The following is a 25,901-nucleotide window of genomic DNA, read 5'->3' as shown; positions in this document are numbered from 1 at the left end:
CTAGGGATTCACTTATGCGTGAAGCTACCAGTCAGGCTGAGTCGTGGCCGAAAGTCATCTTAACCGGCGCCCAAATGTTGTTTGTGGCGTTTGGTGCCCTGGTGTTAGTGCCTCTTCTGACCGGTCTTGACCCAAGTGTTGCACTGTTCACGGCCGGGGTGGGAACCCTAGTATTCCACGCGGTGACCAAACAGAGCGTGCCGGTTTTTTTGGCCTCATCGTTTGCTTTTATTGCCCCGATTCAAGGCTCTGTGGCGAGCTTCGGCGTGTCAGCGACCATGGGCGGGCTTATGGCGGCAGGGTTGGTCTATGTGGCGATCTCCCAGGCCGTGCGTTTAAAAGGTACTGCTTGGCTGCACCGCTTGCTTCCCGCTGTAGTGGTGGGGCCGGTGATTATGGTGATTGGCCTGGCGCTGGCACCGGTGGCGGTTAGCATGGCGACCGGGGAAACCAGTGACAACATCGGCTATGGCGCGGCAATCTTTCTCTCGATGACCAGTTTATTAGTGACGTTAGTGCTGGCCGTGTTTGGACGGGGGCTTCTTCGCTTAGTGCCGATTATCGGCGGCATTGTCACCGGCTATTTTTTAGCGCTGCTGATGGGTGTTGTGGACTTTACGCCTGTGCGTGAGGCGGCGTGGCTATCGATACCCAGCTTTACCGCACCCAGTTTTCACTGGGCGGCTATTCTGTTTATGATTCCGGTCGCGATTGCCCCGGCGGTAGAGCATATTGGCGATATGGTGGCGATTGGCTCGGTGACCCGCAAAAACTACCTGGAAAAGCCTGGCCTACATCGCACGCTGTTAGGCGATGGGTTGGCGACCAGCGTGGCAGCGCTATTCGGCGGGCCGCCGAATACGACCTACTCGGAAGTCACAGGGGCGGTAACCCTCACTCGGGCGTTTAATCCCAAGTACATGATCGTCGCCGCTATTATTGCCATTGTGCTGGCATTTGTGTCCAAGCTTGGCGCGCTATTGCAGACCATTCCGGGCCCGGTAATGGGCGGTATAATGACGCTGTTGTTTGGCTCCATTGCGGTCGTCGGTATGAATACGCTGGTGCGCGCTGGTCAGTCGCTGACGGCACCCCGCAATTTAGTGGTGGTCTCACTAATACTGGTGTTCGGCATTGGTGGTATGCAGTTTGGCGGTGGCCAGTTCACCCTGCAGGGCGTTAGTCTTGCCGCCTTGGTGGGTATCGCGTTGAACTGGCTGTTACCCCGCGAGCAAGAGGGCGAGTAAGCTAATCGCCAGTAACACCGTGTGCATCGCAAGGATGACAGGTCTTGTAAAGTGCGTTTAGAGATCATCAGGAGTGTCGGCAGCATGGAAAACGAACTAACCGCAGCTTTTCCAGTTCTGGGGATTGCTGCCTGGAGCGGTACCGGTAAAACCACGCTGTTAGAGAAGCTGCTGCCACGATTAGCCGAGTATGGTTTGAAGGTCGCTGTGATCAAGCATGCACACCACTCGTTTGATGTCGACCAGCCCGGCAAAGATAGCTATAAGCTGCGCAGTGCAGGTGCCGCACCGGTACTGGTGGCTTCTCGTCAACGATTTGCGCTGATGCAGGAAACCCCCGGCCAGAAAGAGCCGGATTTAGCCCAGTTAATTGCCATGATGGCGCCGCACCAACCCGACTTGGTGATTGTCGAAGGTTTCAAGGCTTGGCCGATTCCCAAGCTGGTGTTATACCGCGATGGCATTGGTGATACGACTATTTTAACCGGCCAATGGGTTGAGGCAGCCGCGCTGAGCGCACCATCGCCTATAGACCTAGCGGCTACGGTGACCCAGTTAAATCTAGACGATAGCGAAGCAATAGCGAGCTGGATAGTCAGTTGGTTAAGCGCGAAAACCGACGCTAGATTCTCAAGTTCTTCGGCTTCAAGTACTTCGGTTTCAAGTGCTTGGGCTTTAAAAAAGAAACGGTGACAACATGTATCTAACCCATCTCAATACCCGTGGCGAAGCCAATATGGTAGATGTCGGCGATAAGCAAGAAACCCGCCGCGAAGCCGTCGCCTCGGGCCGCATTGTGATGCAGCCTGAAACGCTGAAATTGCTTAGCGATGGTGAATTGCCCAAGGGCGATGTGCTGGCCACAGCGAGAATCGCCGGTATCCAGGCCGCCAAGCGCACCCATGAGCTGATTCCTCTCTGCCATTCACTGGCGCTCTCCAAGGTGTCAGTTGAGTTCGATATTGATGTTGCCGAATCCTGCGTTCACGTGACCTCATTGTGTCGCTTAAATGGCCGCACCGGGGTTGAAATGGAAGCCCTTACTGCCGTCTCGGTAGCCTGTTTGACGCTTTACGATATGTGCAAAGCGGTCGATAAAGGTATGCGGATCGAGGCCATTCAGCTCGATAGCAAGCAGGGTGGCCTGCGCGGTGACTACCAGCGTATGAACTCCCAGGCGCCCATTGTTACTGGCGACGGCGTGGCCGGAGAAGTCAGCTTGGGCGAGCGCTGCCCTTCACCCTGCGTGCGGGTTAAGTTTTTAGCTGAACTGCGCGAGCGAGTAGGCGAAAGCGAGGCGGTTGTGAGCCTTGATCAACTGGCTAGCCGCGACATTAGCGGATTAAAGGCCGCACTAGTCGAGCAGGATAGTCGCTTTAAACAGCTCACTGACCAGCGCACGCTGTGTGCAATTAACCAAGTCATGGCCAATGACGAAGCGTTAGTGACCGATGATGACGAAGTGGCATTTTTCCCGCCAGTTACAGGGGGGTGAGTGTGGATAATAAGCTGGATATTAAAGTAGCGATTCAAGCAGCCCCATTCTCAATGGCCTACGGCTATGACGATGCCTTAGCGGGGCGTAGCGATATTGGCGCGGTGGTGAGTTTTACCGGCTTAGTGCGTGATTTTAATGAAAAACCGGATGTCACGGGGTTAACGCTGGAGCATTACCCGGGCATGACCGAGCGCACGTTGACAGACATTGGCGAACAGGCTTGGCAGCGCTGGTCGCTCCAGGCAGTGCGGATTATCCATCGCGTTGGCTATCTGGCGCCGGGTGACCCAATTGTGCGGGTGCTGGTGGCTAGTGCACACCGGCGTGAGGCATTCGAAGCCTGCGATTTTATAATGGATTACCTGAAAACCCAGGCGCCCTTCTGGAAGAAAGAGCACTCTACCCAGGGTGAGTATTGGGTCACAGAACGCCACTCTGATCAGCAGGATGCAGCGCGCTGGGAATGAAGTGCCGCGTCACTGTGCTCCTCGCAATAACACGAAACTGTCATTGCGAACGCAGTGAAGCAATCTCGGGGTTAGGCGTCAACGCTGGTTGAGATTGCCGCGTCGCTGCGCTCCTCGCAATGACAAATAAGAAGGCTCCTCGCAGGGACACGAAACTGTCATTGCGAACGCAGTGAAGCAATCTCGGGGTTAGGCGCCACCGCTGGTTGAGATTGCCGCGTCGCTGCATTCGTTGCAATGATGCGGCTCTAACGGTTTGCGGCGCTTTCATACGCAGCAGATTCGGGCATTTCGGCGGCCATAATCTGTAGGTGCACGTCGGGCAGGTGCTGCATATGCTCCGCCAGCCAGTGAACCAACCGCGGCTGCAGTGCCTGACGCAAGTCGGCAAGCGTCTCAGCTGCAATCTCCTCAAGCTGATCATCCAACCAATCGCTAAAGCTATCTTCATCCAGCGGGCTGGCCCCTGAGGCATCCAACATCAAGCGGCCAATCCGTGCCCAGCCAGTGTCAGTCGCGGTCACCGGCAGCGCAAGATACAAGCTGCCGCGACGGGCCTTATTGACGTCATTCACCTCAAGACCGGGGTGGGGCACCACGCTGTTCTGGCTGACAATGCAGGGCGGCTGCGGGTAGCGTGTTTCACAGTGCAACCCGTGGCTATCAAAATTGATCATATCGCCGTTTACCGGCGTCAGTGGGGCGCTAATGCCCAGCTGGTTGGCGATGGCCTGGTGGGCCTGCTGATGGCGTGCTTCGCCATGCACCGGCATAAGATGCTTGGGCCTAACCCATTGATAGAGTTTGATCAGCTCATCCTGAGCAGGATGCCCTGTGGCGTGCAATTCAGGGTGATTGAACTCGTCATAGATGCTGACACCGAGATGCGCCAAACGCTTTTTAAGCTGTTCGATGGGGCGCTCATTGCCGGGAATGGCTTTGGCCGAGAAGATGACGTTATCGCCCGGCTGAAGATCCACATAGGGGTGACGGCCCTGGGTGAGACGCTGAAGTGCGGCGCGGGACTCGCCCTGACTGCCGGTGGCGATAATCACCACTTCATCCCGAGGCAGGTAGCCAAGGTCGTGGTTGGGCACCAGCGGTGGCAGATCATCCATATAGCCTAAGCCACGCGCGACGCTGACCATGCGCTCCATGGAGCGCCCCATTAAGCTGATACGACGGCCACATCGATGCGCCGCGCGTCCTATCGCTAACACCCGGGCAAGATTGCTGGCAAAGCAGGAGATCACCACGCGCCCCTGGCAATTGCTAAGGGTTTTTGCCAACGCCCGGGCGACATCCCCTTCGCTGCCAGAGTGGCCGGGCATAGGAGCGTTGGTGGAGTCGCCCACGACTAAGTCAACTGGTGCAAGCGCCTTGAAGTGGGCCGCGCTGATCGGCGTGCCGATGATCGGTTCAGGGTCGAGTTTCCAGTCACCGGTATGCAAGACACGGTAGCCACCGGCGATCATCATCAACGCACAGCTTTCTGGGATCGAGTGGGTTAACAGCAAATAGCGCAGCGTGAACGGCCCGCTTTCCAGCGCCTCGCCAGGTTCAATGACGTGGATAGCCGCGCTGCTAAGCTGATGCTCGGCAAACTTTAGCCGCAACAGGCCTGCCGCCAGCGGAGTGGCGTAAATGGGGCAGTTCCACATCGGCCAGAGCCAGGCAACCGCACCAATGTGGTCTTCATGGCCATGGGTGATAAATAGCGCTTTGGGCACGATGCCTAATGCTTTCGGCGTATTGAGATTGGGCACTTGCAAAGGCGAGTTGGGAAGATCCTGGCGGATCATCATGCCGCAGTCCACAGCTATCCAATGATCGTCATAGCCGTATAGCGTTAGATTCATTCCAATCTCACCGCATCCCCCCAGCGGCAAGATGCGCAGCGGTGGACGACGACGGGGACGAATTTGAACGCGTGGTGAATGCATCTGTTATGAAAAACCTAAAAAGTAGTGACTTAACTATACGGGAAGGCAGGGGCGGCTAACAATCATCCTTGGCCTTCCGATACAATATGCAGCCTAAGCCGCTGGTTTGTCATAATTACCTTAGAAATAGGTCAAGAGTAGCTCACATGTCTCATTATTATCGTTTAGTGGTTTCCTGTCCTGACCGGGTGGGGATTGTTGCACGGGTCTCGAGTTTTATTGCCCAGCAGGGCGGCTCTATTACCGAAGCCAGCCAGCACTCTGATTTAGAAACCGGCTGCTTTTTTATGCGTTATGAAATTCTGGCGGATTCGGTAGGTATGTCCGTAGAAGCGCTGCGCGAGGCGTTTGCGCCAGTAGCCAGCGAATTCAATATGCAGTGGTCACTGGTGGATACCCAGCAACGTCGGCGCGTAGTACTGATGGTGTCGCGGGAGTCACACTGCTTGGTCGATCTACTTTATCGCTGGCAGGCAGGTGAGCTGGATTGCGATATTGTTGGGGTTATCTCCAATCATGACGATATGCGTTCGCTGACCGAGTGGTACGGCATTCCTTACCACCATGTACCGGTCGACCCTGACAATAAGCAAGCGTCGTTTGCCAAGGTACAGGCCGAAATTGACAGCGCCCGTGCGGACTGCGTGGTGCTGGCGCGCTATATGCAAATTCTGCCCCCCGAGCTGTGCGCGCGCTATGCGGGACGAGTGATCAATATTCATCACAGCTTTTTGCCCTCTTTTGCTGGGGCAAAGCCCTACCACCAGGCTTACCAGCGGGGCGTTAAGCTGATCGGGGCTACCTGCCACTATGTGACAGAGGAACTCGACGCAGGCCCGATCATCGAGCAGGATATTCATCGCGTTAGCCACTGTCATACGCCCACTGATCTAGTCCGCTTTGGCCGTGATGTAGAGAAGGCGGTGCTCGCTCGCGGTTTGCGTTGGCACTTAGAAGACCGCGTGCTGGTGCACGGCAATAAGACAGTGGTCTTTAGCTAAAGGCTCCCTAACACCATCAACCTGAGAGGCCGCCATGTCGTTCGCGCAAAGTGTATTAGCGCCCTGGGCGCTGCTGCTCACCTGGCTACTCTCGTTAGTAGTGATCGCATGGGCGCTTTGGGGGCGGCCCTGGCAGGTGTTGATAGCCGATACGGCGCTTCAGCACCGCTGGCTGGGTGCCACGCTGGCGGTGATGCTGATGTGGCAGCTTCGTGCGCAGGCGGTTGATTGGCTAACGCTGCACCTTGTTTTCACAGTATTAATGACACTCGTTTTTAAAGCGCCATTAGCGCTGATCAGCAACGTACTGGTTAATATCACCATGGTGGTCATTGGTCGCAACGAGTGGATGTTGTTAGGGGCAAACGTGCTGGTTACCGGGATAGTCCCGGCGGCCGTCATTGGTACGGTATGGCGGCTGGTAGATCGCCGCCTTCCGGATAATTTGATGGTCTTTCTGTTTGCCTGCGGCTTTTTCGGCGCGGCGCTGGCAACGCTGGGGGGAGGGCTGGCGGCGGTGCTGCTGATCATCGTCGCAGGGACTGACCCTGAAGCGATCTACTTAGCCCAAGAGTATGCGCGCTTCTTGCCTCTGCTGATGCCTTCCGAGGCATTTATAACAGGCATGCTGCTGAGTATTCTGCTGGTCTATCATCCTGACTGGGTAGCCACCTTCAATGACCACCGCTATATCGACTTGCAGTAGTGCGGATACTAGCCGAGTGCCTGACCGTTGCCGCCCCGAATCACACCCACGCCGACACCTTCGATGTCGAGAGGCTGAAATCGTAGGTCGATTTCAATTGGCGCAAAGTCAGGGTTCTCTGCAAATAGCGTCACTTGGTGCCCCTGGCGTTTGAAGCGTTTAACCGTTACTTCATCGTCCAGGCGGGCAACCACGATCTGGCCATCGCGAACCCGGTCGGTGCGATGAACTGCCAATAAGTCACCTTCCAAAATGCCAATATCCTTCATTGAAAGGCCGCGCACGCGCAGCAGATAATCGGCTTTGGGCGTAAAGTACTCGGCTGGCAGCGGGCAGTAGCGGTCAATATGTTCAGCGGCCAAAATGGGGCTGCCAGCGGCCACTTCGCCGATCACGGGTAGGCCAGTCGGCAGCGTCTCAACGTTGGCTGCAGGTAACGTGGTGACTGCGCTATCCAGGGCTTCTTGAGGTTCCTGGTTGGGCAGACGGATGCCGCGAGAGGTGTTGCGGATAATGCGAATAACGCCTTTGCGTTCCAGCGCGCGTAGGTGCTCTTCAGCCGCATTGGGGGAGCGGAAACCAAGTGCTTTGGCAATCTCGGCGCGTGTAGGAGGGTAGCCAAATTCGCCCATAGTCTTAACGATAAAATCAAACACGTGCTGTTGGCGAGCGGTTAGCGGACGCGACATGCCAGACTCCATAAATAGTGAATAGACAGTAACAAGTTAAATGTCGACTTAATCAATAAGTGTTTAAGTATACAGTATGTTCCTCTGTCCAGTATATGGCTTGTCAGTGCCTATCAGCGATGTCTATACAATTTTCCTAATCGTTTGAAACTAAGTTTCTACTTATTTAACCAGCCACATTTTGTCAATAAATCAAGCGTTGAGCCCGTCAAAATTATGGCATAGTATTTTGCTATGTTTTAAACACCTGTTTCCCTGGAGAGTGACATGGCTCAATCTGATACGGTGACCCGTATACTCGACACTGCAGAGGTGCTGTTTGCAGAGCGGGGTTTTGCCGAAACTTCGCTGCGCAACATCACTAGCAAAGCGCGCGTTAACTTAGCCGCTGTTAATTACCATTTTGGCTCCAAAAAAGCTCTGATCCAGGCCGTTTTTTCTCGCTATCTGGATCCTTTTACTCAGCGTTTTCATACCGCGCTGGATGAGCTGGAAGGTCAACACGCTGGACGCGTTATCCCGCTTGAAACATTGCTCGAAACCATGGCCACGACCGTTCTTGCTGTGCCCGCCGAACGCAATAGTTTAAAGGTGTTTATGCGCTTGCTCGGCCTCGCTTACAGCCAAGCGCAGGGGCATCTCAGGCGCCATATCCAGCAAGAGTATGGCGATGTGTTTACCCGCTTCACCGAGCTTGTGCGTAAAGCAACGCCGGACCTACCTGACGCAGAGCGCTTTTGGCGGCTACACTTTATGCTTGGCACGGTAATATTTACCCTGTCTGGCCTCGACGCACTGCGCGATATCGCGGAGAAGGATTATCACGAACAGGTATCTGTGCGTGATTTGGTAAGACGGTTACTCCCGGTAGTCGTGGCTGCCATGAATGCGCCGCTACCGCTGGCCCTTGAAGAAGGCAAACCAGAAGAAGGAAAACATGCGAACGCCTACGCTAGCTGAGTTACCTCCGACTGAGAACATCTGGCTGGAGATTGATACCACCCAACAACTGCTGCGCTGTTGGCGAGGGCCGAAAGTGCTCCATGAGTGTGCGATTTCATCCGCTGCCGCCGGAAGCGGGGAGCGCAATGGTAGTGGTAAAACACCCCACGGCTGGCACTATGTGCGAGCCGCCATTGGTGGTGATATGCCTGAAGATGCGGTATTTCGAGGCCGTCGCTGGACGGGCGAGACGTTTTCACCCGCGCTAGCCGAAGCTCATCCACAGCGTGACTGGATTTTGACCCGTATCCTATGGCTTTGCGGGTTAGAAAAGGGCGTCAACCGCGGTGGTCAGGTGGACTCACAACGGCGCTATATTTACCTGCACGGTACGCCGCCTGCCGAGCCCATGGGGGTTGCTGCGTCCCACGGCTGTATCCGTTTACGTAATAGTGACTTGCTATATATCTTTTCGCTAGCGTTGCCAGGCACTCCGGTTTGGTTGCACGGTGGCCGACAATGCTTTGATTAGTCAGATTTTGACACCGCGAGACGATCGTCTAGAATCATCGGCCCTTTTCATGGACCTATCACGATGACTCAACCGTTAGGCCCGGTCATGCTTGACCTTGAAGGCCCAAAATTGACGGCTGCTGAAAAACGCTTGCTGCTAGAACCGACGGTCGGGGGTGTTATTCTATTTGCCCGCAATGTCGAGAATGGCTATCAGGTTCGCCAGCTCTGCAGCGATATTCGCCGCGTGCGTGCTGATTTACTGCTCGCCGTGGATCAAGAGGGCGGTCGCGTTCAGCGTATTAAAGAAGGGTTAACACGCCTACCTGCCATGGCGCGTATTGGCGAGTGCTATCGCACTACCCCGGAAGAGGGGCTGGCATTAGCCAAAGATGCCGGTTGGTTGTTGGGGATGGAGATGGCCGCCTGCGGGCTGGATCTAAGCTTCGCTCCAGTATTGGATGTTGAGAGCGGCCTATCCAGTGTTATAGGTGACCGTAGTTTTAGTAGTGATCCCCTGCACGTGGCCCAACTGGGCAGCGCCTTTATTCAAGGGCTTCACGATGCCGGTATGGCCGCTGTAGGTAAGCATTTCCCCGGTCATGGCGGCGTTGCGGCGGACTCCCACGTTGCGCTACCGGTCGATGACCGCCCGCTAGACGTGATTAAACAGCATGATCTTGTGCCCTTTACCCAGTTAGCCTCACAGCTGGATGGGGTTATGCCTGCGCACGTTATTTATAGCGCTTTCGATACGCGCCCAGCGGGATTTTCACCCACTTGGCTGGGCATGCTACGGGAATCGCTAGGCTTCAAAGGCTGCGTTTTTTCTGATGATCTGAGTATGGCGGGCGCTCACGAAGCAGGTGAGCCCAAGGCGCGTGCCCAGGCAGCATTAGCAGCAGGCTGCGATATGCTGTTGGTATGTAATGACCGACCTGCTGCGCTCGAAGTTATGCAAGCGTGCCAAGGGATCAATACCAAACGGCCCGCCAAACTTCGCTATAGCCGTGCGCGGCCAGACCTGGATGCACTGAGTGCGCTGGGCCGTTGGCGTCGTGCCCATGCTAAGCTGGAAGCGCTAGCTGATCAGCCGAAGCCCAGTGCTGAATAAACCCCTTGCTCGAATAAATGAAGCTTTTAACCCGCCCTGGAGTTGGTAGATGTCAAAGTTGGATAAAGAGGCATTAGAGTCGTTGGACTCGATGCGCGAATTGATGGATAACGCCGACTGCCTAATTTCCCAGCAAGAGGTAGAGCGGGCGCTTGATCGTATGGCGGAAGCGATCACCCGAGATTTAGGCGATAAACTGCCGGTATTTTACTGCGTGATGAATGGGGGCTTGATTACCACAGGGCACCTGCTTACCCGTTTGGGCTTTCCGCTGGAAGTCGATTATCTGCATGCCACTCGCTATCGCAACGAGCTGCGCGGCGGCGAGCTCTTCTGGCGCGTTTCACCTGAAGTGCCAATGGCGGGCCGTCACGTAGTGATTGTTGACGATATACTGGATGAGGGTGCCACGCTGGCGGCCATTTTGGCTTACTGCGAAGAAGCCCAGGCCGCCAGCGTCACCACGGCAGTGCTGGTCGATAAACAGCACAACCGTAAAGCAGTGCCCGGTTTGAAAGCCGACTACTGCAGCCTAGAAGTTGCCGACCGCTACGTGTTTGGCTTTGGCATGGACTACAAAGGCTACTGGCGCAACGCGCCGGGTATTTTTGCTCCCAAAGGAATGTAAAAGGGCTGCAGGAGCTGCAAGTAACTCCCTTTACAAATATCTTGACTGTGGGTCGGGGCGGAAATCTGCCCTCGACACCGACATGTGCAGAGCGCCAAAATTAATAACCTTTTTTTGCATTAGCGGGGCGAGAAACGCCTCGCTAAGCCGGTTTCCGCAATCATCCGTGTCGAAATTTCCTCAACCGAGAAGCGCGTCGCGTCAATGAAGGGAATGTGCATAGTACGGTAGAGTGATTCTGCCTGCTCAACTTCTTGCAGGCACTGATCCATCGAGCTATAGCGGCTATTGGGGCGTCTCTCGTTGCGAATCGCTGACAGGCGTCGCGCATCGATGGTTAAGCCAAACAGCTTTTGCCGATGGGGTGAGAGTGCCTTGGGTAGCTTGAGCATGCCATCTTCGTCTAAATCGTCTTCTGTCAGCGGATAGTTAGCAGCCCGAATGCCAAACTGCAGCGCCAAATAAAGCGAGGTAGGTGTTTTGCCACAGCGCGAGACGCCGACCAGAATGATATCTGCTTTATCGTATTGGTGGGTGCGTGCACCGTCATCATTATCCAGCGCGAAGTGTACGGAGTGAATGCGATCCATATAGACATCATCGCTGCCAATCGAGTGAGTACGCCCAACGCTGTATGAAGAGTGCGTCTCTAGCTCTTGCTCCAAGGGCTTCAGAAAGGTTGAAAAGATATCGACTTTAAATCCGGATGCCTGACGAATGACGTCGCGGATTTGTTGATCCACAATGGTGTCAATAATGATTGGGCGGTGCCCGTCGCGGTTGGCCGTTGTTTCAATCACCGCGGCTAACGCCTGAGCTTTTTCCAGCGTATCGATATAGGGCTTGGTCTGCATATCGATCTCAACATCGCTGAACTGGGCCAGCAAGCTACGTCCTAAACTTTCCGCCGTGATGCCGGTGCCATCTGAAATAAAAAAAGCCGTACGTTTCATAATGAAATCCACTGGTGAGCGATCCGGCTATTGTGAGCCGAGCCGTTTGCCAGCACAACGTGTCATCATCGGTTGTTATTTTGGCGTTGAATGCGACTGACTACATAAATAGCCCAAAAAGCCCTGCTGTTGTAAAAATCCTCCACTCCCTTCGCTATTAGACCAATGGCGAATATATTGGCGCGGTGCTAGGGTAGCTAAGTCAATTATCCATGGCCCGCGGCGTTTATGCCTATATCAGTGGCCATGCCGATATCTATGAGCGAGGGGGTTACGTGGAAGAGTACATTCTGTGGTTCGATCAGCTGGGCATGGCGGACGTCGAACGCGTAGGTGGTAAAAACGCCTCGCTAGGTGAAATGATTTCTAACCTGTCCGGTGCTGGCGTAACGGTACCTGGCGGTTTTGCCACTACCGCCCACGCTTATCGTGAATTTCTCTCCCACGAAGGGTTAAACGAGCGAATTAATGCCACCCTGGCTCGCCTGGATGTTGACGATGTCAAGGCGCTGGCCGAGGCGGGCCGCACTATTCGCCAATGGATCATCGATACGCCACTGCCTCCCACTTTTGAAGCAGCCCTGCGTGATGCCTACGGGCAGCTGCAGCAACAGCACCCTCAACTAAAAGTGGCCGTGCGCAGCTCAGCGACCGCCGAAGACCTACCCGATGCCTCTTTTGCGGGCCAACAGGAAACCTTCCTGAATATCGAAGGTTTCGACAATATCAAGCGTGCGGTGCACGAGGTCTTTGCCTCACTGTTTAACGATCGCGCGATCTCCTACCGTGTGCACCGCGGCTACGCCCACGAAAATGTCGCCTTGTCGGCAGGCGTGCAGAAGATGGTGCGCTCTGAGACAGGCGCGGCAGGCGTCATGTTTACCCTGGATACCGAGTCCGGCTTTAAAGATGCCGTGTTTGTCACTGGCTCCTGGGGCTTGGGTGAAACCGTGGTACAGGGCGCCGTTAACCCTGACGAGTTCTATGTGCACAAACCGACCCTGGCAGCAGGGCGTCCGGCGGTATTGCGCCGTAACTTAGGTTCCAAGCTGATCAAGATGGTTTACGGCCAAGATGCCAGCGCCGGTAAATCGGTGGAAACCGTCGATGTACCCCATAATGACCGCGGCCGTTTCTGTATCAATGATCAGCAAGTGATGGATCTGGCCCGTCAGGCGATGACTATCGAGCAGCACTACCAGCGACCCATGGACATTGAGTGGGCATTGGATGGAGATGACGGTGAGCTGTATATCGTCCAGGCGCGCCCTGAAACGGTGGTCTCCCAGCAGGAGGGCGGGAAGCTTGAGCGTTTCCAGCTGCGTGAAAAGGGCCGCACCTTAATAACCGGCCGAGCGATTGGTCAGCGCATTGGTCGGGGCACCGTCAAAGTCGTGCTCAGCCCTGACGACATGGATAAGATCCATGATGGCGATATCCTGGTCACCGATATGACCGACCCGGATTGGGAGCCAATCATGAAGAAAGCCTCTGCGATCGTCACCAATCGCGGCGGGCGTACTTGTCACGCAGCGATCATCGCCAGGGAGCTTGGCATCCCCGCAGTGGTAGGCTGTGGCGATGCGACTACCCAGTTAAAAGAGGGTATCGACGTTACGGTCTCTTGCGCGGAAGGTGATACCGGCAACGTCTATGCAGGCTTATTGGAGTTTGATTGCAAAGTCTCCAGTGTCGATGCAATGCCGGAAATCCCCTTTAAAATTATGATGAATGTGGGCAATCCCGATCGCGCCTTTGGCTTTGCCAGTTTGCCCCACGCAGGGGTTGGCTTGGCGCGTCTCGAATTTATCATTAACCGCATGATCGGCGTCCATCCTAAAGCGCTGCTGGAGTACGACACGCTGCCGGTGGATCTACAGCAGGTGATCGATTTACGTACCGCGGGCTATACCGACCCCGTCAGTTTCTATGTGGATAAACTGGTAGAGGGTATCTCTACGTTGGCGGCTGCGTTCCATCCCCAGCGTGTCATCGTGCGGCTGTCAGACTTTAAATCAAATGAATACGAAAACTTGATTGGCGGCAAGCTCTATGAGCCGGGCGAAGAGAACCCCATGCTGGGTTTCCGGGGTGCATCGCGCTACATTTCAGAGGCGTTCCGGCCCTGCTTTGAGCTCGAGTGCCGTGCTCTGAAGCGGGTTCGTGAAGAGATGGGTTTCGAGAACATCGAAATCATGGTGCCCTTTGTGCGCACCACCGACGAAGCACGTGAGGTGGTAGAGCTGCTGGCGGCCAATGGGCTGGAGCGAGGCGGTCCCACTGGGCTTAAAGTGATTATGATGTGCGAGCTGCCCGCCAATGCGCTGCTGGCCGATGAGTTCCTCGAGTACTTTGATGGTTTCTCGATTGGCTCTAATGATCTGACCCAGCTAACGCTAGGTTTGGATCGTGACTCGGGCATCGTGGCGCACCTGTTTGATGAACGGAATGGGGCGGTTAAAAAGCTTCTCGCCATGGCGATTCAAGCGTGTAAAGCGAAGGGCAAGTATGTCGGTATTTGTGGTCAGGGGCCGTCAGACCACCCCGATCTGGCTAAATGGTTGATGGAGCAGGGCATTGACTCTGTATCACTCAACCCTGATGCAGTACTGGAAACCTGGTTTATGCTGGCAGGGCAAAAAATCGAGTAATCGAGTCCACCTCAACCTTTACCTTACGCCCGGCCATTGTGCCGGGCGTTGATGTTTTAATAGGCTACCCTTTTGGAGTGTTTTTTTTAACTTGTCACGGAGAGCGTTGAGATGTCACCAAAGTCGGTTAAGTTTGCGCTACCTATTCTGCTGGTAGCGCCGTTATATAGCTGGGGGTTTAGCTATGAGGCACCCTCCATTTCTCCTGAAAGCGAGTCTGGCTATGAAGAGAAACCCGGCTGGGCGGTGGAATCGTTTGCGGTGGCTGCGGCCAACCCCTTAGCCACCGATGCCGGGTACCAAGTACTTAAAGCCGGTGGTAATGCCATTGATGCGGCTATTGCGGTACAGATGGTGCTTAACTTAGTAGAGCCCCAGTCCAGCGGTATCGGCGGCGGTGCTTTTTTGATGCATTACGATGGCGATGAGGTGCGCGCCTATGATGGCCGTGAAACGGCGCCCCAAGGGATCAATGCTGAGCTATTTATGCAAGATGGCGAACCGCTAGCGTTTAACGAAGCGGTGGTTAGCGGCCTCTCCGTGGGGGTGCCGGGCACGCTGCGTATGCTTGAGAAGGCCCACGCTGAGCATGGTGCGCTGGCTTGGGAAGCGCTATTCACCCCGGCAATTACCCTGGCTGAGGAGGGGTTCGCGGTTAGCAATCGGTTGCATGCTAGCTTGGCAGGCGATGAATTCCTGCGCCAAGCCCCGTTAGCGAGTCAGCTCTATTATGATTCAGAAGGTGAGCCAATTGCGGTTGGCGAAACGCTCAAAAACCCTGCCTTGGCAGCCGTTTTTCGCCGTGTAGCAGAGCAAGGCAGCGCTGCCCTGCATGAAGGCACAGTGGCTGAAGACATTGTTGAGCGGGTTCAGAACCACCCAGAGCGTCCAGGCGCTATGACGCTTGAGGATATGAGCGGCTATGAAGCCGTTAACCGTGAACCGTTGTGCACACCTTGGCAGCAGTGGAAGGTGTGCGGTTTCCCACCGCCCTCATCCGGTCACCTTACCGTGATGCAAATTTTGGGTATGCTTGACCAACAGCCGCTACTGGAAGCCCCGTTAGATGATGGCGCCTCAAGCAGCGGGTGGCTGCACCAGTTTTTAGAAGCCTCGCGCTTGGCATTTGCTGACCGTGGTCGTTACATCGCTGACCCCGACTTTGTCGAGGCGCCGGGCGGCGACTGGTCACTAATGCTGGCCCCCGGGTATCTGGAGCAGCGCAGCGTACTTATCGAAGATATGAGCATGGGCGATAGCGCTGAACCGGGTAATCCCGGCGAACTTGCCGTTAGCTGGGCTAGCCAGCCCGAGCAGCCCGAGTACGGTACCAGCCACATCAGCATTGTGGATGAGGAGGGTAACGCGGTGGCCATGACCACCACTATTGAACAGGCGTTTGGCTCGCGGATTATGTCCGATGGTGGCACTGGTTTGTCGGGTGGGTTCCTACTCAATAACGAACTTACCGATTTCTCATTTGTGCCTGAAGTGGATGGTGTTCCCGTGGCGAACCGAGTAGAACCCGGCAAGCGGCCACGTTCCAGCATGAGCCCGACGCTGGTATTTGATCAAGAGAGTGGCGAGCTAGTGGCTAGCTTGGGCTCACCGGGTGGCGCCGCCATTATCCATTACACTGCCCGTACGCTAGTAGCGCTACGTGACTGGGGGTTGAGTGCTCAGGAAGCGCTCAATCTTCCCCATGCCATTACGCTGGGCGGGGATGTCTATGTGGAAGAGGGCCGTTTTCCTGAGGCCACCATCGAATCACTGCGCGAGCGCGGCCACACGGTAAGCGAGCGGGAGTTAACCAGCGGGCTTCAGGCCATTATGCGGCTTAACGATGGCACCCTGTTTGGCGGCGCTGACCCGCGTCGCGAAGGTGTGGTAATGGGCGACTAAGTGAGTGCCTATTGGCGAAGCCAGTTGCGCAACTTCACCAACATCAGCGCCCCGTCGCTTAATGCGCGCCGGTCTTGAATAAGTTTGGTTAAACGATCTGGGTAGTCGGTGATGATGGCATCGACACCCAGGTCAATCAGCGTCGACATTCGGGCTCTATCATTGACGGTCCAGGCGTGTATTTCGTAGCCATACAGTCGCGCTAATTGAATTTCCCCTTCCGTGATGCGGTTATGCCGCAGTCCTAATGCGTCAAAGTCGCGCCGATTGAGTGTGCCGGGCAGTATAAGCTGGGCCAGTAAGGTAACGCGCAGCTCAGGCGCTTGGGCTTTGATATGCTTAAGTAATGAAGGCGACATGGTTGCCATACGCATGGCTAACAGCGCATTGGGAAAGCCGCAAGCTGCATAGCCATCGAATGCGCTTTGTTGGGTCGCCCAGCAACGATAGCGCACGTCGCTCTCAGCATTTAAGGCATCAATAACAGCATCGGCTAATGCCTCCTCTTGGCCTGGCAGGGGCTTAATGTCGATCATTAATCCTGCTTTTCCGCGTACTTTTTCGAGTGCTTCATCCAAGCCTGGAATGTGCTCGCCTTGAAAAGCATCGCCAAACCAGCTTCCCACATCGAATTGGCTAAGTTGGTCTCTGGTTAGCTCGCCAAACTCGCGGTTGTCGCCAGTTAGCCGCGCCATACTGCGGTCGTGGTAGAGCATTACCTGTTGGTCATTGCTCAAACGCACGTCAATTTCGATATAGTCAGCACCATCAATCAGTGACTGTTCTAACGCGGCAAGGGTGTTTTCAGGCGCGACCATGGAACTGCCGCGGTGGGCAATCACTGCAACATTGTCACGGATCTCAAAGCTATTGAGTATCCACCATGCTTGAAGGCCGGCAAAAATCAGTACGCTGAGTTCTACCGCCCAGGCCAGCTTGCCCGCATTGATGCCCTCTGGAGGAGGCGCTGGGCGAGTTTCTCGGTGAGCCAATTGCATATATAGACAGGCGGAAAGCAGTGCATTGGCGGCAATGCCGACAAATGTAGTGGCCAGGGTAACCAGCACATAGCCGATTAAGTACGCGAGCATCGCTGGGATAAGCACGGCATTATGCTCTGGTAACCACCACAGTAGCGGCGTAAATAGCCGGTCAAACAGCAGTGTAACCAGCAGCGGCAGACTAATAATCAGCACCAATAGCAGAAGTACTGCAGCGCCAATGGAACGGCGCCAGCCACGGGTTAAGCTGACGCTTCGTTTAAGTGCCTGCCAGGGGTTACTGCTTTCCAGTGCAACAAAGGGTAGCGCCAAAAGCCAGCGCAGGTAGAGCCATGATGCTGCCCATACCCAGGCTATAATCAGCGGTAGTGCGCAAGCAATGAAATACCACAGTGCGGGGGGACGCACACGCTGGAGATAGTAAGGGTCTATGCCACTCAGCCAGAAGTCGTAAAGCCATGCGAGGCCGATCATAAAGGGCGCGAGTAATAATAAGTGTGTGCCAACTTGGAGTATGACAAGACCCGCCAGGGCGGGCAGCCGACGAGTGCTTAGCCAGAGTGCTTCGAGGGCGAGCCGGTAGTGGTTATCGCGGGGTCTGACGGCCACCTGCAGCATGCCCGCCTGCTGCCAGTAAATAATCAGAAAAGCGAACCCAAGCCCAACCAGCATGCCTGCCAATCCCAGCGGGCTAAAGAGCAGTGCAATCAATTCATCGTTGGTGACGACGGTGCGGTTGAGTTGGGCTAATAGCCCATGAATTACCCGGGTGATCGCTGGCAGCAGCAAGGCTGAGGCGAGCAGGGTGAAAAATAGGTGATAGGCGATCAGTGGGCGAAGATGATCGCGCAATGTGCGCAGTAAGGCAGAGCCAAGATAGGTCAAAGGCTGCATCGTCATTAAACGGTAAGAATGAGCCACCAGGGTGGCAGTATCCTCTATACCTGGCAAGGGGCTCTTTTAAGACAAATTTCTTTAATACAGAGCTGTTATTAAGAAAGCGGAAGCTCATGATCAGCAACAATAATGCCGTTGTTATCTGCATACAGCCACTGGCCGGGCTGAAGAGTGACACCGGCAAAGGTGACGTCGATATCGCGCTGTCCTTCGCCGCGTTTTTCGCTTTTGCGCGGGTGGCTGCCCAATGCCTGAACGCCAATGGGTAGGGCGGCGAGTATATCCACATCGCGTACGCAGCCGTACATAACGACTCCCGCCCAGCCGTTGGCGACGGCCTGCTCAGCGAGCATATCACCCAACATGGCGCAGCGGTGCGAGCCACCCGCATCAACCACCAGCACAGCGCCGTTACCCGGCTCGGTGACAGCTTGTTTAACCATGGAATTATCTTCAAAGCACTTTATTGTACGAATGGGGCCGTAGAAGGCTTCAAGCCCACCAAAATTAGCAAACAGCGGGTCAAGTACTGCGACCTCTGGATGCGCATCGCATAGATCAGGCGTCACTATATCAATCGAATTCGTCATCATATGCTCCTAAAGGTAAAAGCTATTGGTATCCTAGCTGACTAGATAAGGTAGTGCATAAAAAAAACGCCCCGCCCTGTAAAACAGTGGCGGGGCGTTCGGTCATCGACTCAGAAAATGTAACATGTCACATCTTCTGTGATGGTGCGAGCATCGGCGATGGGGCGGTCTATCTCAAACGCTTAACAAACGTTAGGCTTCTTGAGCGACCGGAATCACGTTTGAGGCGATCTTTTGATACTCCTCAATTTCGTGAAAGTTCATATAGCGATAAATCTCGCCCGCCATGGCGTCAAACTCACCCATATAGCGTTGATACTCTTCAACACTGGGTAGGCGTCCTTCTACTGCGGCAACGGCCGCCAGTTCCGCAGAGGCGAGGTACACATTGGCACCATCACCCAGGCGGTTCGGGAAGTTACGTGTAGACGTAGACACCACGGTGCTCTTAGCGGCAACGCGGGCCTGGTTACCCATACACAGTGAACAACCCGGCATCTCCATGCGGGCACCGGCACGGCCGTAAATACCGTAGTAGCCCTCTTCGGTCAGCTGATGCTGATCCATTTTCGTCGGTGGTGCCAGCCACAACCGGGTTTTTAAGCTACCGGCGGGCTGCTTCTCAAGCAGTTTGCCAGCAGCCCGGAAGTGGCCGATGTTGGTCATGCATGAACCGATAAAGACTTCGTCGATTTTCTGGCCTGCTACTTCAGATAGCAAGCGCGCATCGTCGGGGTCGTTCGGCGCACACAGAACCGGTTCTTTAATTTCAGCCAGATCAATTTCGATAACTTCGGTGTACTCGGCGTCTTGGTCGGCACGCATCAGGCTAGGGTTGGCCAGCCACGCTTCCATGCCTTCAATACGACGGCTAATGGTGCGCTCGTCGCCGTAACCGTTGCCCATCATCCACTTCAATAGAGTAATGTTGGACTTCAAGTACTCGGTAACGCTCTCTTCTGACAGGGTAATGGTACAGCCAGCGGCGGAGCGCTCGGCGGACGCATCAGAAAGCTCAAAAGCTTGCTCGACGGTTAAGTCTTCGAGACCTTCAATTTCCAACACGCGCCCGGAGAAGGCGTTTTTCTTGTTGGATTTATCAACGGTCAGCAAGCCTTGCTTGATGGCGTAGAGCGGAATGGCGTGAACCAGGTCGCGCAGCGTTACGCCAGGCTGACGCTTGCCCTTAAAGCGAACCAGCACCGACTCCGGCATGTCCAGCGGCATGACGCCGGTGGCAGCAGCAAACGCGACTAGGCCGGAGCCGGCCGGGAATGAGATGCCGAGGGGGAAGCGGGTGTGCGAGTCGCCGCCGGTACCCACGGTATCGGGCAGCAGCATGCGGTTCAGCCAGCTGTGAATGATACCGTCACCGGGGCGCAGCGAAACACCGCCACGGTTCATGATGAAGTCAGGCAGGGTGTGGTGGGTATCCACATCCACCGGCTTCGGATAAGCGGCAGTATGACAGAACGACTGCATGACCAAGTCTGCCTGAAAGCCCAGGCAAGCAAGGTCTTTCAACTCATCACGGGTCATAGGCCCGGTGGTGTCTTGTGAGCCAACGGTAGTCATCTTGGGTTCGCAGTACATGCCGGGGCGAACGCCATCCAACCCACACGCTTTACCGACCATTTTCTGCGCTAAAGTAAAACCTTTACCGGTATCTTTGGGTTGATCAGGTAGCCGGAAAACGTCAGAGGTGGGTAGGCCCAGTGACTCACGCGCCTTGCCGGTTAACCCGCGGCCAATGATCAGGGGAATACGGCCGCCAGCGCGTACTTCATCCAGGATCAGCTGCGTTTTAAGCTCAAAAGTAGTGATGACATCATCGCTATCGTGTTTGCACACTTTACCTGCATAGGGGTAAACATCGATGACATCGCCCATATTCAGGTTGGTGACGTCCATCTCAACCGGTAGGGCACCCGAATCTTCCATGGTGTTAAAGAAGATAGGCGCAATTTTGCTACCAAAGCAGAAACCGCCAGCGCGCTTGTTGGGGGCGTAGGGGATATCGTCGCCGAAGAACCATAGCACGGAGTTGGTGGCTGACTTGCGCGATGAACCGGTGCCTACCACGTCGCCTACATATACAACCGGGAAACCTTTGGCTTTAACGTCTTCGATCTGCTTAAGCGGGCCCGTGGTGCCTGGAGTTACAGGCTCAATGCCGTCACGCTCGTTTTTGAGCATGGCATTGGCGTGGAGCGGAATATCCGGGCGTGACCAGGCATCCGGTGCGGGAGACAGGTCATCGGTATTGGTTTCGCCAGGTACTTTAAACACGCTGAGAGTGATTTTTTCAGCGAGTGCCGGTTTAGATAAGAACCACTCGGCGTCTGCCCAGGATTGGATAACCTCTTTAGCAACGCTGTTGCCGTTCTTGGCGCGGCTTTCCACATCGTGAAAAGCATCGAACATCAGCAGGGTGTGCTTCAGCTGCTCACCTACTTCGCGGGCAAGTTCCTCGTTATCGAGTAGCTCCACCATTGAAACGATGTTGTAGCCACCTTGCATGGTGCCAAGAAGCTTAACGGCGTGAATCTTGTCGATCAGCGGAGAGCTTGCTTCACCTTTGGCAATAGCGGTGAGTAAGCCTGCTTTTACATAAGCGGCTTCGTCAACGCCAGGCGGTACGCGGTTGGTGATTAAATCAAGGATAAACTCCTCTTCACCGGCCGGTGGTGTTTTCAGTAGCTCAACCAGTGAGGCTACTTGTTCGGCGGTTAGGGGTTTGGGCGGGACGCCCTCAGCGGCACGTTCCTCGACATGTTGGCGGTAAGCTTCAAGCACGTTGGGGCCCTCTCATTGACGTTCTCATTTGACGTTCTCATTAATCTTATGGTGACGGCCTCCAAGTTGCACGGTGTGGGTCATGCCGTGTTAGGTAGTGAGGCCGATCACATATGACAGACGCTTGACAAACAGCGTGTGGTTGGATGGCTAAGATTCTACGGCAAACTGTCGACAATGTTAAGCTGGCAAGCCGAGACGGCTCTTGTACTTTATGTTGATGCCACGATTTAAACGAATCAAAAAAGCGCATTTTATTAGCCAATTGGCTAATAATCATGGAAATTTTTTTCCATTTAAAAGCGAACCTCCGGCTGTGCGGGTGTCATTGTCGTTATAGCGCGTTAGCATAGCCCTCACTTTAAAACCTTAGAACCATCCTACTGCTGTGGTACTCATGTAAGCGTGTTGAATAAAAGTGTGTGGAGCATTTTTAAGCGCGCAGCTACATTAGTGATAGTCGATGCAAGATATAAAGAACGCAATGCAACAGGGAACTATAAGCGCCTTGCGCGCTTATATGTTGTACAATAGTGAGATATAAGCTTGGTGGTGGTGTTATGTTGATACAACCTGGTATGTCACAGCCTTCTGTGCAAACGAGTGCTTTGCAAACGGCTGATCACGCAGTGAAAGCGGATGATCTATTGCCGGAAAGTCTGCACCAGTTTTTGGCCTGTGCAACCCCTGAAGCGTGGCTGCAGTGGGCGCTCGAAAACCCAAAAACGCTGCTGATTGACCATGCGCAGTGTGAAAAAAAAGCCGCTTCTACCGCAATGAGCTTGCTCTATCGCTACGTTGATCAGCCACTTTTGCTAAGCAAAATGTCGCAATTAGCTCGGGAGGAGTTGCTGCATTTCGAACAGGTGGTCGCGCTCATGGAGGCACGCGGTGTTGCCTACCAGCACTTAACCGCTTCACGCTATGCAGAAGGCCTTAGGCGGCACTTGCGCAGCAACGACCCGGAGCGGCTGGTCGATGTATTAATTATCGGCGCGCTTATTGAAGCGCGTAGCTGTGAACGATTCGCTTGCTTAATTCCTTATTTAGACGAAGAGCTTGCCAAGTTTTATCGCACCCTGGTGAAGTCAGAAGGTCGTCATTTTGAGGACTATCTGTTACTGGCTCGCCAACAAACATCGGACTCAATTGATGAGCGGATTGCTTTTTTTGTAGCGCGTGAAGCGGAGCTGATTACTTCGACCGATACGGCTTTTCGTTTTCATAGCGGTGTGCCAGCTTAAGCCACTTAGCCCGGCAGGATGTTTATCATGCGCGATGCTCGTGAAACAGATCAGTTAACTCTCTTCGGCCACTTTTCGCTTACCCAGGGCGAAGACGTCTTAACTCACTTTAGTTACGACAAAGTGAAGGCGCTGCTCGTTTATCTGCTGCTGCACCGACAGCCGGTTAACCGGGCCGCGCTGGCCGAACTACTGTGGCCCGACCAGGGATTATCTTCTGGTCGAACTAACCTGCGTCACGCGCTGCACTGTTTGCGCCAGTCGTTAGGTGAGAGTGCCGACCAAGTGTTGAGTGTCTCCCGGCAAACGATTGCCTTTCAGCTTCCTGCTCATTGGAAAGTCGACCTGCATACGCTGCAGCAGCTGCTCGAAGGGCCACGCGACTTAGATACGCTTGAAGCGCTGATGGCCTGCTACCAAGGCGATCTGATTGAAGAGCTTCAATTGGCGAGCTGTAGTGAATTTCAGCGCTGGCTAGTCCAGGTACGCAATGAGTGGCGTCAGCGCGTCATCCGTTTTGCTGAACAGGTGCTCGACGCTCACAGCGATGTGCCGGATTTGATTCTGGAAACCTTGGTGAGTCGTTTTTCAGGCTACGGCCCCTTTCATGAGCGTCTGGTGCGCCAGCTTGCCGAGCAGAACCAATTGGCCGCCGCTCACGAGCAGTATAATAGCTACTTGCAGTTACTGGCGCTGTCAGGTCAGCAGCCTGAACCCAGCTTCTTACAGTTGGCGAGCTACTGGTCTGACGGTCACCACGACCCCCGCATGATGAGTCCCCAAGGTGCTTTTTCTCGCGCGCTGGCGGCGGACAGCAAGCCACTGCGTGAAGATGAAATTGAGCTGCGCCAGCTTTCTGTGATGGCTATCCGGCTGCGCTTAAAAGGGGAGTGGCAGGCCCGAGCCGCGACCAGACACTGCCTCACTCTGCAATTAGAGTTGCTGCGTTGGTTAGAGCAGCAGTGCCATCACTTGGGTGGCTTCTGGTTGCCTGGCGCCACCGGCGGCTTAGGGTTGGCGTGTTTCGGTACCCATGGGCCTGCTCACCAGTTAGCTGAGTTAGTGGCGCTCTATGAACACTGCCGTCAGGCGCTTCCCCAAGAGAGCGCCCGTCACTGGTCTGGCGAAGACGAAGTGCCGCAGTTTGAACTGGCGGCTGGTTTGCACAGTGGGCGCGTTGTCTACCTGCCCGAGCGGCAGTTGGCCGATCCCCTTGGGCAAGTCACCCAAACCTCTCTGGAATTAATGAGTGCGGCCGAAGGCAGTGAGCTGGTTATCTCACAAGAGGCCAGCCAGCATATGCCGCCAGCGCTTGATCTACAGCCTCGGCTGGTATCGCGCTTGGTGGCTAGTGACGGCCGCGTACGTTTGCGTGCGCTGGTGTTAGGCCAAAATGAAGGCGGCCGCGATGCGCTGCCGCCTAGCCTGGTTGGGCGTGAAACCTCGCTGCGTACCCTGCGCGATGCGCTGGCGCGAGCAGGTATTGGCTTGCGTCAAAGCGTTCTGGTGCGCGGCGCATCGGGTATGGGCAAATCAGCGCTGATGGTCGGATTTCGCCAGTTAGAACTTAGCCGCGATGCGGCTATTTGCTGGCAGCCCACCACGCGGCTGTCGGTGCTCGATCCCTACGGGGTTGCCCGCACGCTGGTGGGCTGGTATCTCAAACAGCCGCTGACCGTCGAGGCAATTCACGCGCTTCAGGCAACGCTTGAGTTTGATCAGCTTACGCCCGAGCGTCAGCAACTGCTGGAAGAGGCGCTTGGGTTGCACGAAGTTCAGGAGATTACCCAGCTTGCCCAAAGCGGTGAAGCCGTTGAGCTGGTGGTGATGTTCCTGCACCGCTTAATCGAGCGCCAAGCGACTACACATACCCTGGTGCTGATGGTCGACGATCTCCAGTGGCTGGATGAGCCTTCCTTTAAAGTGCTCGCCGGGCTACAGGCACGCTTGCCCATCAATACTGCCTTTATGCTGGTGGCCAGCCATCATGGTCGCGAGCTGCTGCCGGTGAAACTGCATTGGGATCAGCAAATTAGTTTAGGAAATCTGGATCCGCTGCAGTCCTCACGGCTATTGTCACAGCTGTCACGGCGCTACCGCATTCATTTGAGCCCACGGCTACGCAACCAGATTATTGAGCGCTGCGATGGTGTACCGCTCTATATGCAGGAGATTTGTCGCCGTTTGGATATGGATCGTCGCGAAGGCCGCAGTGTCCAGTTCGACGAACTGCCTAAAGGGCTGCTGGGCCTATTGGCCAGCCGTATTGATCAACTGGAAAGCGATCGAGAAATTGCCCATGTGGCAGCAGTGTTAGGTAAGCGCTTCCGGTTGGATTTCCTACAGGAGTGCAGTGGCTGGGAAACAGGGCGGCTGAATCAAGCGCTCGAACATATGCGTGTACTGGAGATTGTCGAGCCGGTCGATAAAGAGAGCGGTGAGAACGAATATCAGTTTAGCCATCAGCTGCTGCAAGAAGCGGCCTATCTTTCCTGTCCGCGTGATGTACGCGTCAAGCTGCACCAACAAGTAGTGACCTTAATCGAGGAGCGCTTCCCGGTGTGGATTAGTCGCCACCCCGGCGATTTTGCCACCCATCTGCGCCGTAGCGGTCACTATGCCCGTGGCGCACGCTATTTCGAACTGGCCGCCCGTGAAGCGCTCAAGGTGAGCGCCAACCGAACCGCGCTACGTATGGCTGATTTCGGTTTGGCGAGCCTGCGCCATGTTGAACATGAGATTGAGCGTGAGGTGAGTTTACTCACCGTGCGTGGCCAGGCGGCGTTCTCGTTAGAAGGCCACGGTTCCCCAACTGCTCACGAAAGCTTTGTACGTGCGAGGGAGCTGCTGCGTGAATCGGGTGCCGATAGACTGGAAGACCCAGAAGATCTAGAGCAGATATTCCTGGTTAAATGGGGGCTTTGGGTGGGTCGTAGCCAGCGCTATGCCCATGCAGATGCCTTCGCACTGGCTTCGACGCTTGCTGATATCGCCGCGCGTCTTGAAGATCCTCGCTATCGTCGTTTGGCCGATTATGCCCGTGCCAATTGTGAGTATTGGGCTGGTCGCATTCAGCAGGCTCATGACCATTTAGATGAAATCGATCCGCTCAATGTGCA

20 protein-coding genes are annotated in these 25,901 nt (G+C 55.0%); 14 read left to right on the top strand and 6 right to left on the bottom strand.

What is annotated here, in order from left to right; translation table 11 throughout:
* Window positions 1-14: 14 nt before the first annotated feature.
* The 4 genes from KUC_RS16675 (at window position 15) to moaE (ending at window position 3,212) form a co-directional block, all read left to right on the top strand.
* Window positions 15-1,247, top strand: coding sequence for a uracil-xanthine permease family protein (locus tag KUC_RS16675; protein ID WP_007114410.1), 1,233 nt, complete (start codon window positions 15-17; stop codon window positions 1,245-1,247).
* 84 nt (window positions 1,248-1,331) lie between these two features.
* Window positions 1,332-1,940: a molybdopterin-guanine dinucleotide biosynthesis protein B gene (mobB, locus tag KUC_RS16670; RefSeq protein ID WP_040481317.1), complete on the top strand. Its 609-nt coding sequence runs from the start codon at window positions 1,332-1,334 to the stop codon at window positions 1,938-1,940.
* 4 nt (window positions 1,941-1,944) lie between these two features.
* The gene (gene moaC, locus KUC_RS16665; RefSeq protein WP_007114408.1) at window positions 1,945-2,742 is read left to right on the top strand and encodes a cyclic pyranopterin monophosphate synthase MoaC; all 798 of its coding nucleotides are present in this window, start codon (window positions 1,945-1,947) and stop codon (window positions 2,740-2,742) included.
* Window positions 2,743-2,744: 2 nt separating this feature from the next.
* Complete coding sequence (gene moaE, locus KUC_RS16660; protein WP_007114407.1) at window positions 2,745-3,212, top strand: molybdopterin synthase catalytic subunit MoaE; 468 nt, start codon at window positions 2,745-2,747, stop codon at window positions 3,210-3,212.
* Between the two features lie 248 nt (window positions 3,213-3,460).
* On the opposite strand, the gene KUC_RS16655 is transcribed toward moaE, so the two are convergent.
* Entirely contained in the window at window positions 3,461-5,071 is a 1,611-nt protein-coding gene (locus tag KUC_RS16655; RefSeq protein ID WP_007114406.1) for a ribonuclease J, read from the bottom strand.
* A 230-nt stretch (window positions 5,072-5,301) separates the two neighbouring features.
* On the opposite strand from KUC_RS16655, the gene purU reads away from it, so the two are divergent.
* Together purU and KUC_RS16645 are read left to right on the top strand one after the other, a co-directional pair.
* Window positions 5,302-6,156 (top strand): formyltetrahydrofolate deformylase, encoded by an 855-nt coding sequence (purU, locus tag KUC_RS16650; protein WP_007114405.1) that lies wholly within the window; start codon window positions 5,302-5,304, stop codon window positions 6,154-6,156.
* 34 nt (window positions 6,157-6,190) lie between these two features.
* On the top strand, window positions 6,191-6,862 hold the full coding sequence (locus tag KUC_RS16645) for an energy-coupling factor ABC transporter permease (RefSeq protein ID WP_007114404.1): 672 nt from the start codon (window positions 6,191-6,193) through the stop codon (window positions 6,860-6,862).
* A gap of 8 nt (window positions 6,863-6,870) precedes the next feature.
* Here KUC_RS16645 and lexA read toward each other — a convergent pair whose 3' ends face one another.
* A complete protein-coding gene (lexA, locus tag KUC_RS16640) occupies window positions 6,871-7,551 on the bottom strand; it encodes a transcriptional repressor LexA (RefSeq protein ID WP_040481316.1) in 681 nt (226 codons plus the stop codon).
* 267 nt (window positions 7,552-7,818) lie between these two features.
* Here lexA and KUC_RS16635 point away from each other — a divergent pair, with 267 nt between their 5' ends.
* From KUC_RS16635 to KUC_RS16620, 4 genes are all read left to right on the top strand, one after another.
* A complete protein-coding gene (locus tag KUC_RS16635; RefSeq protein ID WP_007114402.1) occupies window positions 7,819-8,511 on the top strand; it encodes a TetR/AcrR family transcriptional regulator in 693 nt (230 codons plus the stop codon).
* On the top strand, window positions 8,489-9,025 hold the full coding sequence (locus KUC_RS16630) for a L,D-transpeptidase (protein ID WP_040481315.1): 537 nt from the start codon (window positions 8,489-8,491) through the stop codon (window positions 9,023-9,025). Before KUC_RS16635 ends, KUC_RS16630 begins: the two co-directional genes overlap by 23 nt.
* A 63-nt stretch (window positions 9,026-9,088) precedes the next feature.
* Window positions 9,089-10,120 carry a beta-N-acetylhexosaminidase gene (gene nagZ, locus KUC_RS16625; protein ID WP_007114400.1) on the top strand — a complete coding sequence of 344 codons (1,032 nt, stop codon included), beginning with the start codon at window positions 9,089-9,091 and terminating at the stop codon, window positions 10,118-10,120.
* 49 nt (window positions 10,121-10,169) lie between these two features.
* A complete protein-coding gene (locus KUC_RS16620) occupies window positions 10,170-10,748 on the top strand; it encodes a hypoxanthine-guanine phosphoribosyltransferase (protein ID WP_007114399.1) in 579 nt (192 codons plus the stop codon).
* Window positions 10,749-10,867: 119 nt separating this feature from the next.
* Here the strand turns inward: KUC_RS16620 and ppsR are convergent, their stop codons facing one another.
* Complete coding sequence (gene ppsR / locus KUC_RS16615) at window positions 10,868-11,701, bottom strand: posphoenolpyruvate synthetase regulatory kinase/phosphorylase PpsR (RefSeq protein WP_040481311.1); 834 nt, start codon at window positions 11,699-11,701, stop codon at window positions 10,868-10,870.
* Window positions 11,702-11,976: 275 nt separating this feature from the next.
* Between ppsR and ppsA the strand changes: the two genes are divergently transcribed.
* Both ppsA and ggt read left to right on the top strand, forming a co-directional pair.
* Window positions 11,977-14,352 carry a phosphoenolpyruvate synthase gene (ppsA, locus tag KUC_RS16610; RefSeq protein WP_040481410.1) on the top strand — a complete coding sequence of 792 codons (2,376 nt, stop codon included), beginning with the start codon at window positions 11,977-11,979 and terminating at the stop codon, window positions 14,350-14,352.
* 111 nt (window positions 14,353-14,463) lie between these two features.
* Window positions 14,464-16,254: a gamma-glutamyltransferase gene (gene ggt, locus KUC_RS16605; RefSeq protein ID WP_007114396.1), complete on the top strand. Its 1,791-nt coding sequence runs from the start codon at window positions 14,464-14,466 to the stop codon at window positions 16,252-16,254.
* Between the two features lie 8 nt (window positions 16,255-16,262).
* Here the strand turns inward: ggt and KUC_RS16600 are convergent, their stop codons facing one another.
* The 3 genes from KUC_RS16600 to acnB form a co-directional block, all read right to left on the bottom strand.
* Window positions 16,263-18,206: a glycerophosphodiester phosphodiesterase family protein gene (locus KUC_RS16600; protein WP_007114395.1), complete on the bottom strand. Its 1,944-nt coding sequence runs from the start codon at window positions 18,204-18,206 to the stop codon at window positions 16,263-16,265.
* A 41-nt stretch (window positions 18,207-18,247) separates the two neighbouring features.
* Window positions 18,248-18,745 (bottom strand): ribonuclease E activity regulator RraA, encoded by a 498-nt coding sequence (gene rraA / locus KUC_RS16595; protein ID WP_007114394.1) that lies wholly within the window; start codon window positions 18,743-18,745, stop codon window positions 18,248-18,250.
* 189 nt (window positions 18,746-18,934) lie between these two features.
* Window positions 18,935-21,538, bottom strand: a complete 2,604-nt coding sequence (gene acnB, locus KUC_RS16590) for a bifunctional aconitate hydratase 2/2-methylisocitrate dehydratase (RefSeq protein ID WP_007114393.1) — start codon at window positions 21,536-21,538, stop codon at window positions 18,935-18,937.
* Window positions 21,539-22,098: 560 nt separating this feature from the next.
* Here acnB and KUC_RS16585 point away from each other — a divergent pair.
* The gene (locus tag KUC_RS16585; RefSeq protein WP_040481309.1) at window positions 22,099-22,782 is read left to right on the top strand and encodes a MiaE family protein; all 684 of its coding nucleotides are present in this window, start codon (window positions 22,099-22,101) and stop codon (window positions 22,780-22,782) included.
* Between the two features lie 27 nt (window positions 22,783-22,809).
* Window positions 22,810-25,901 (top strand): ATP-binding protein (locus KUC_RS16580; protein ID WP_244264830.1); only part of this gene is annotated, 3,092 nt, incomplete at its 3' end.

The sequence above is a fragment of the Vreelandella boliviensis LC1 genome, from assembly GCF_000236035.1.
Taxonomy (GTDB): Bacteria; Pseudomonadota; Gammaproteobacteria; order Pseudomonadales; family Halomonadaceae; genus Vreelandella; species Vreelandella boliviensis.
Note: the sequence above shows the minus strand (reverse complement) of the source record. Positions and strands in the feature narration are given on the sequence as shown.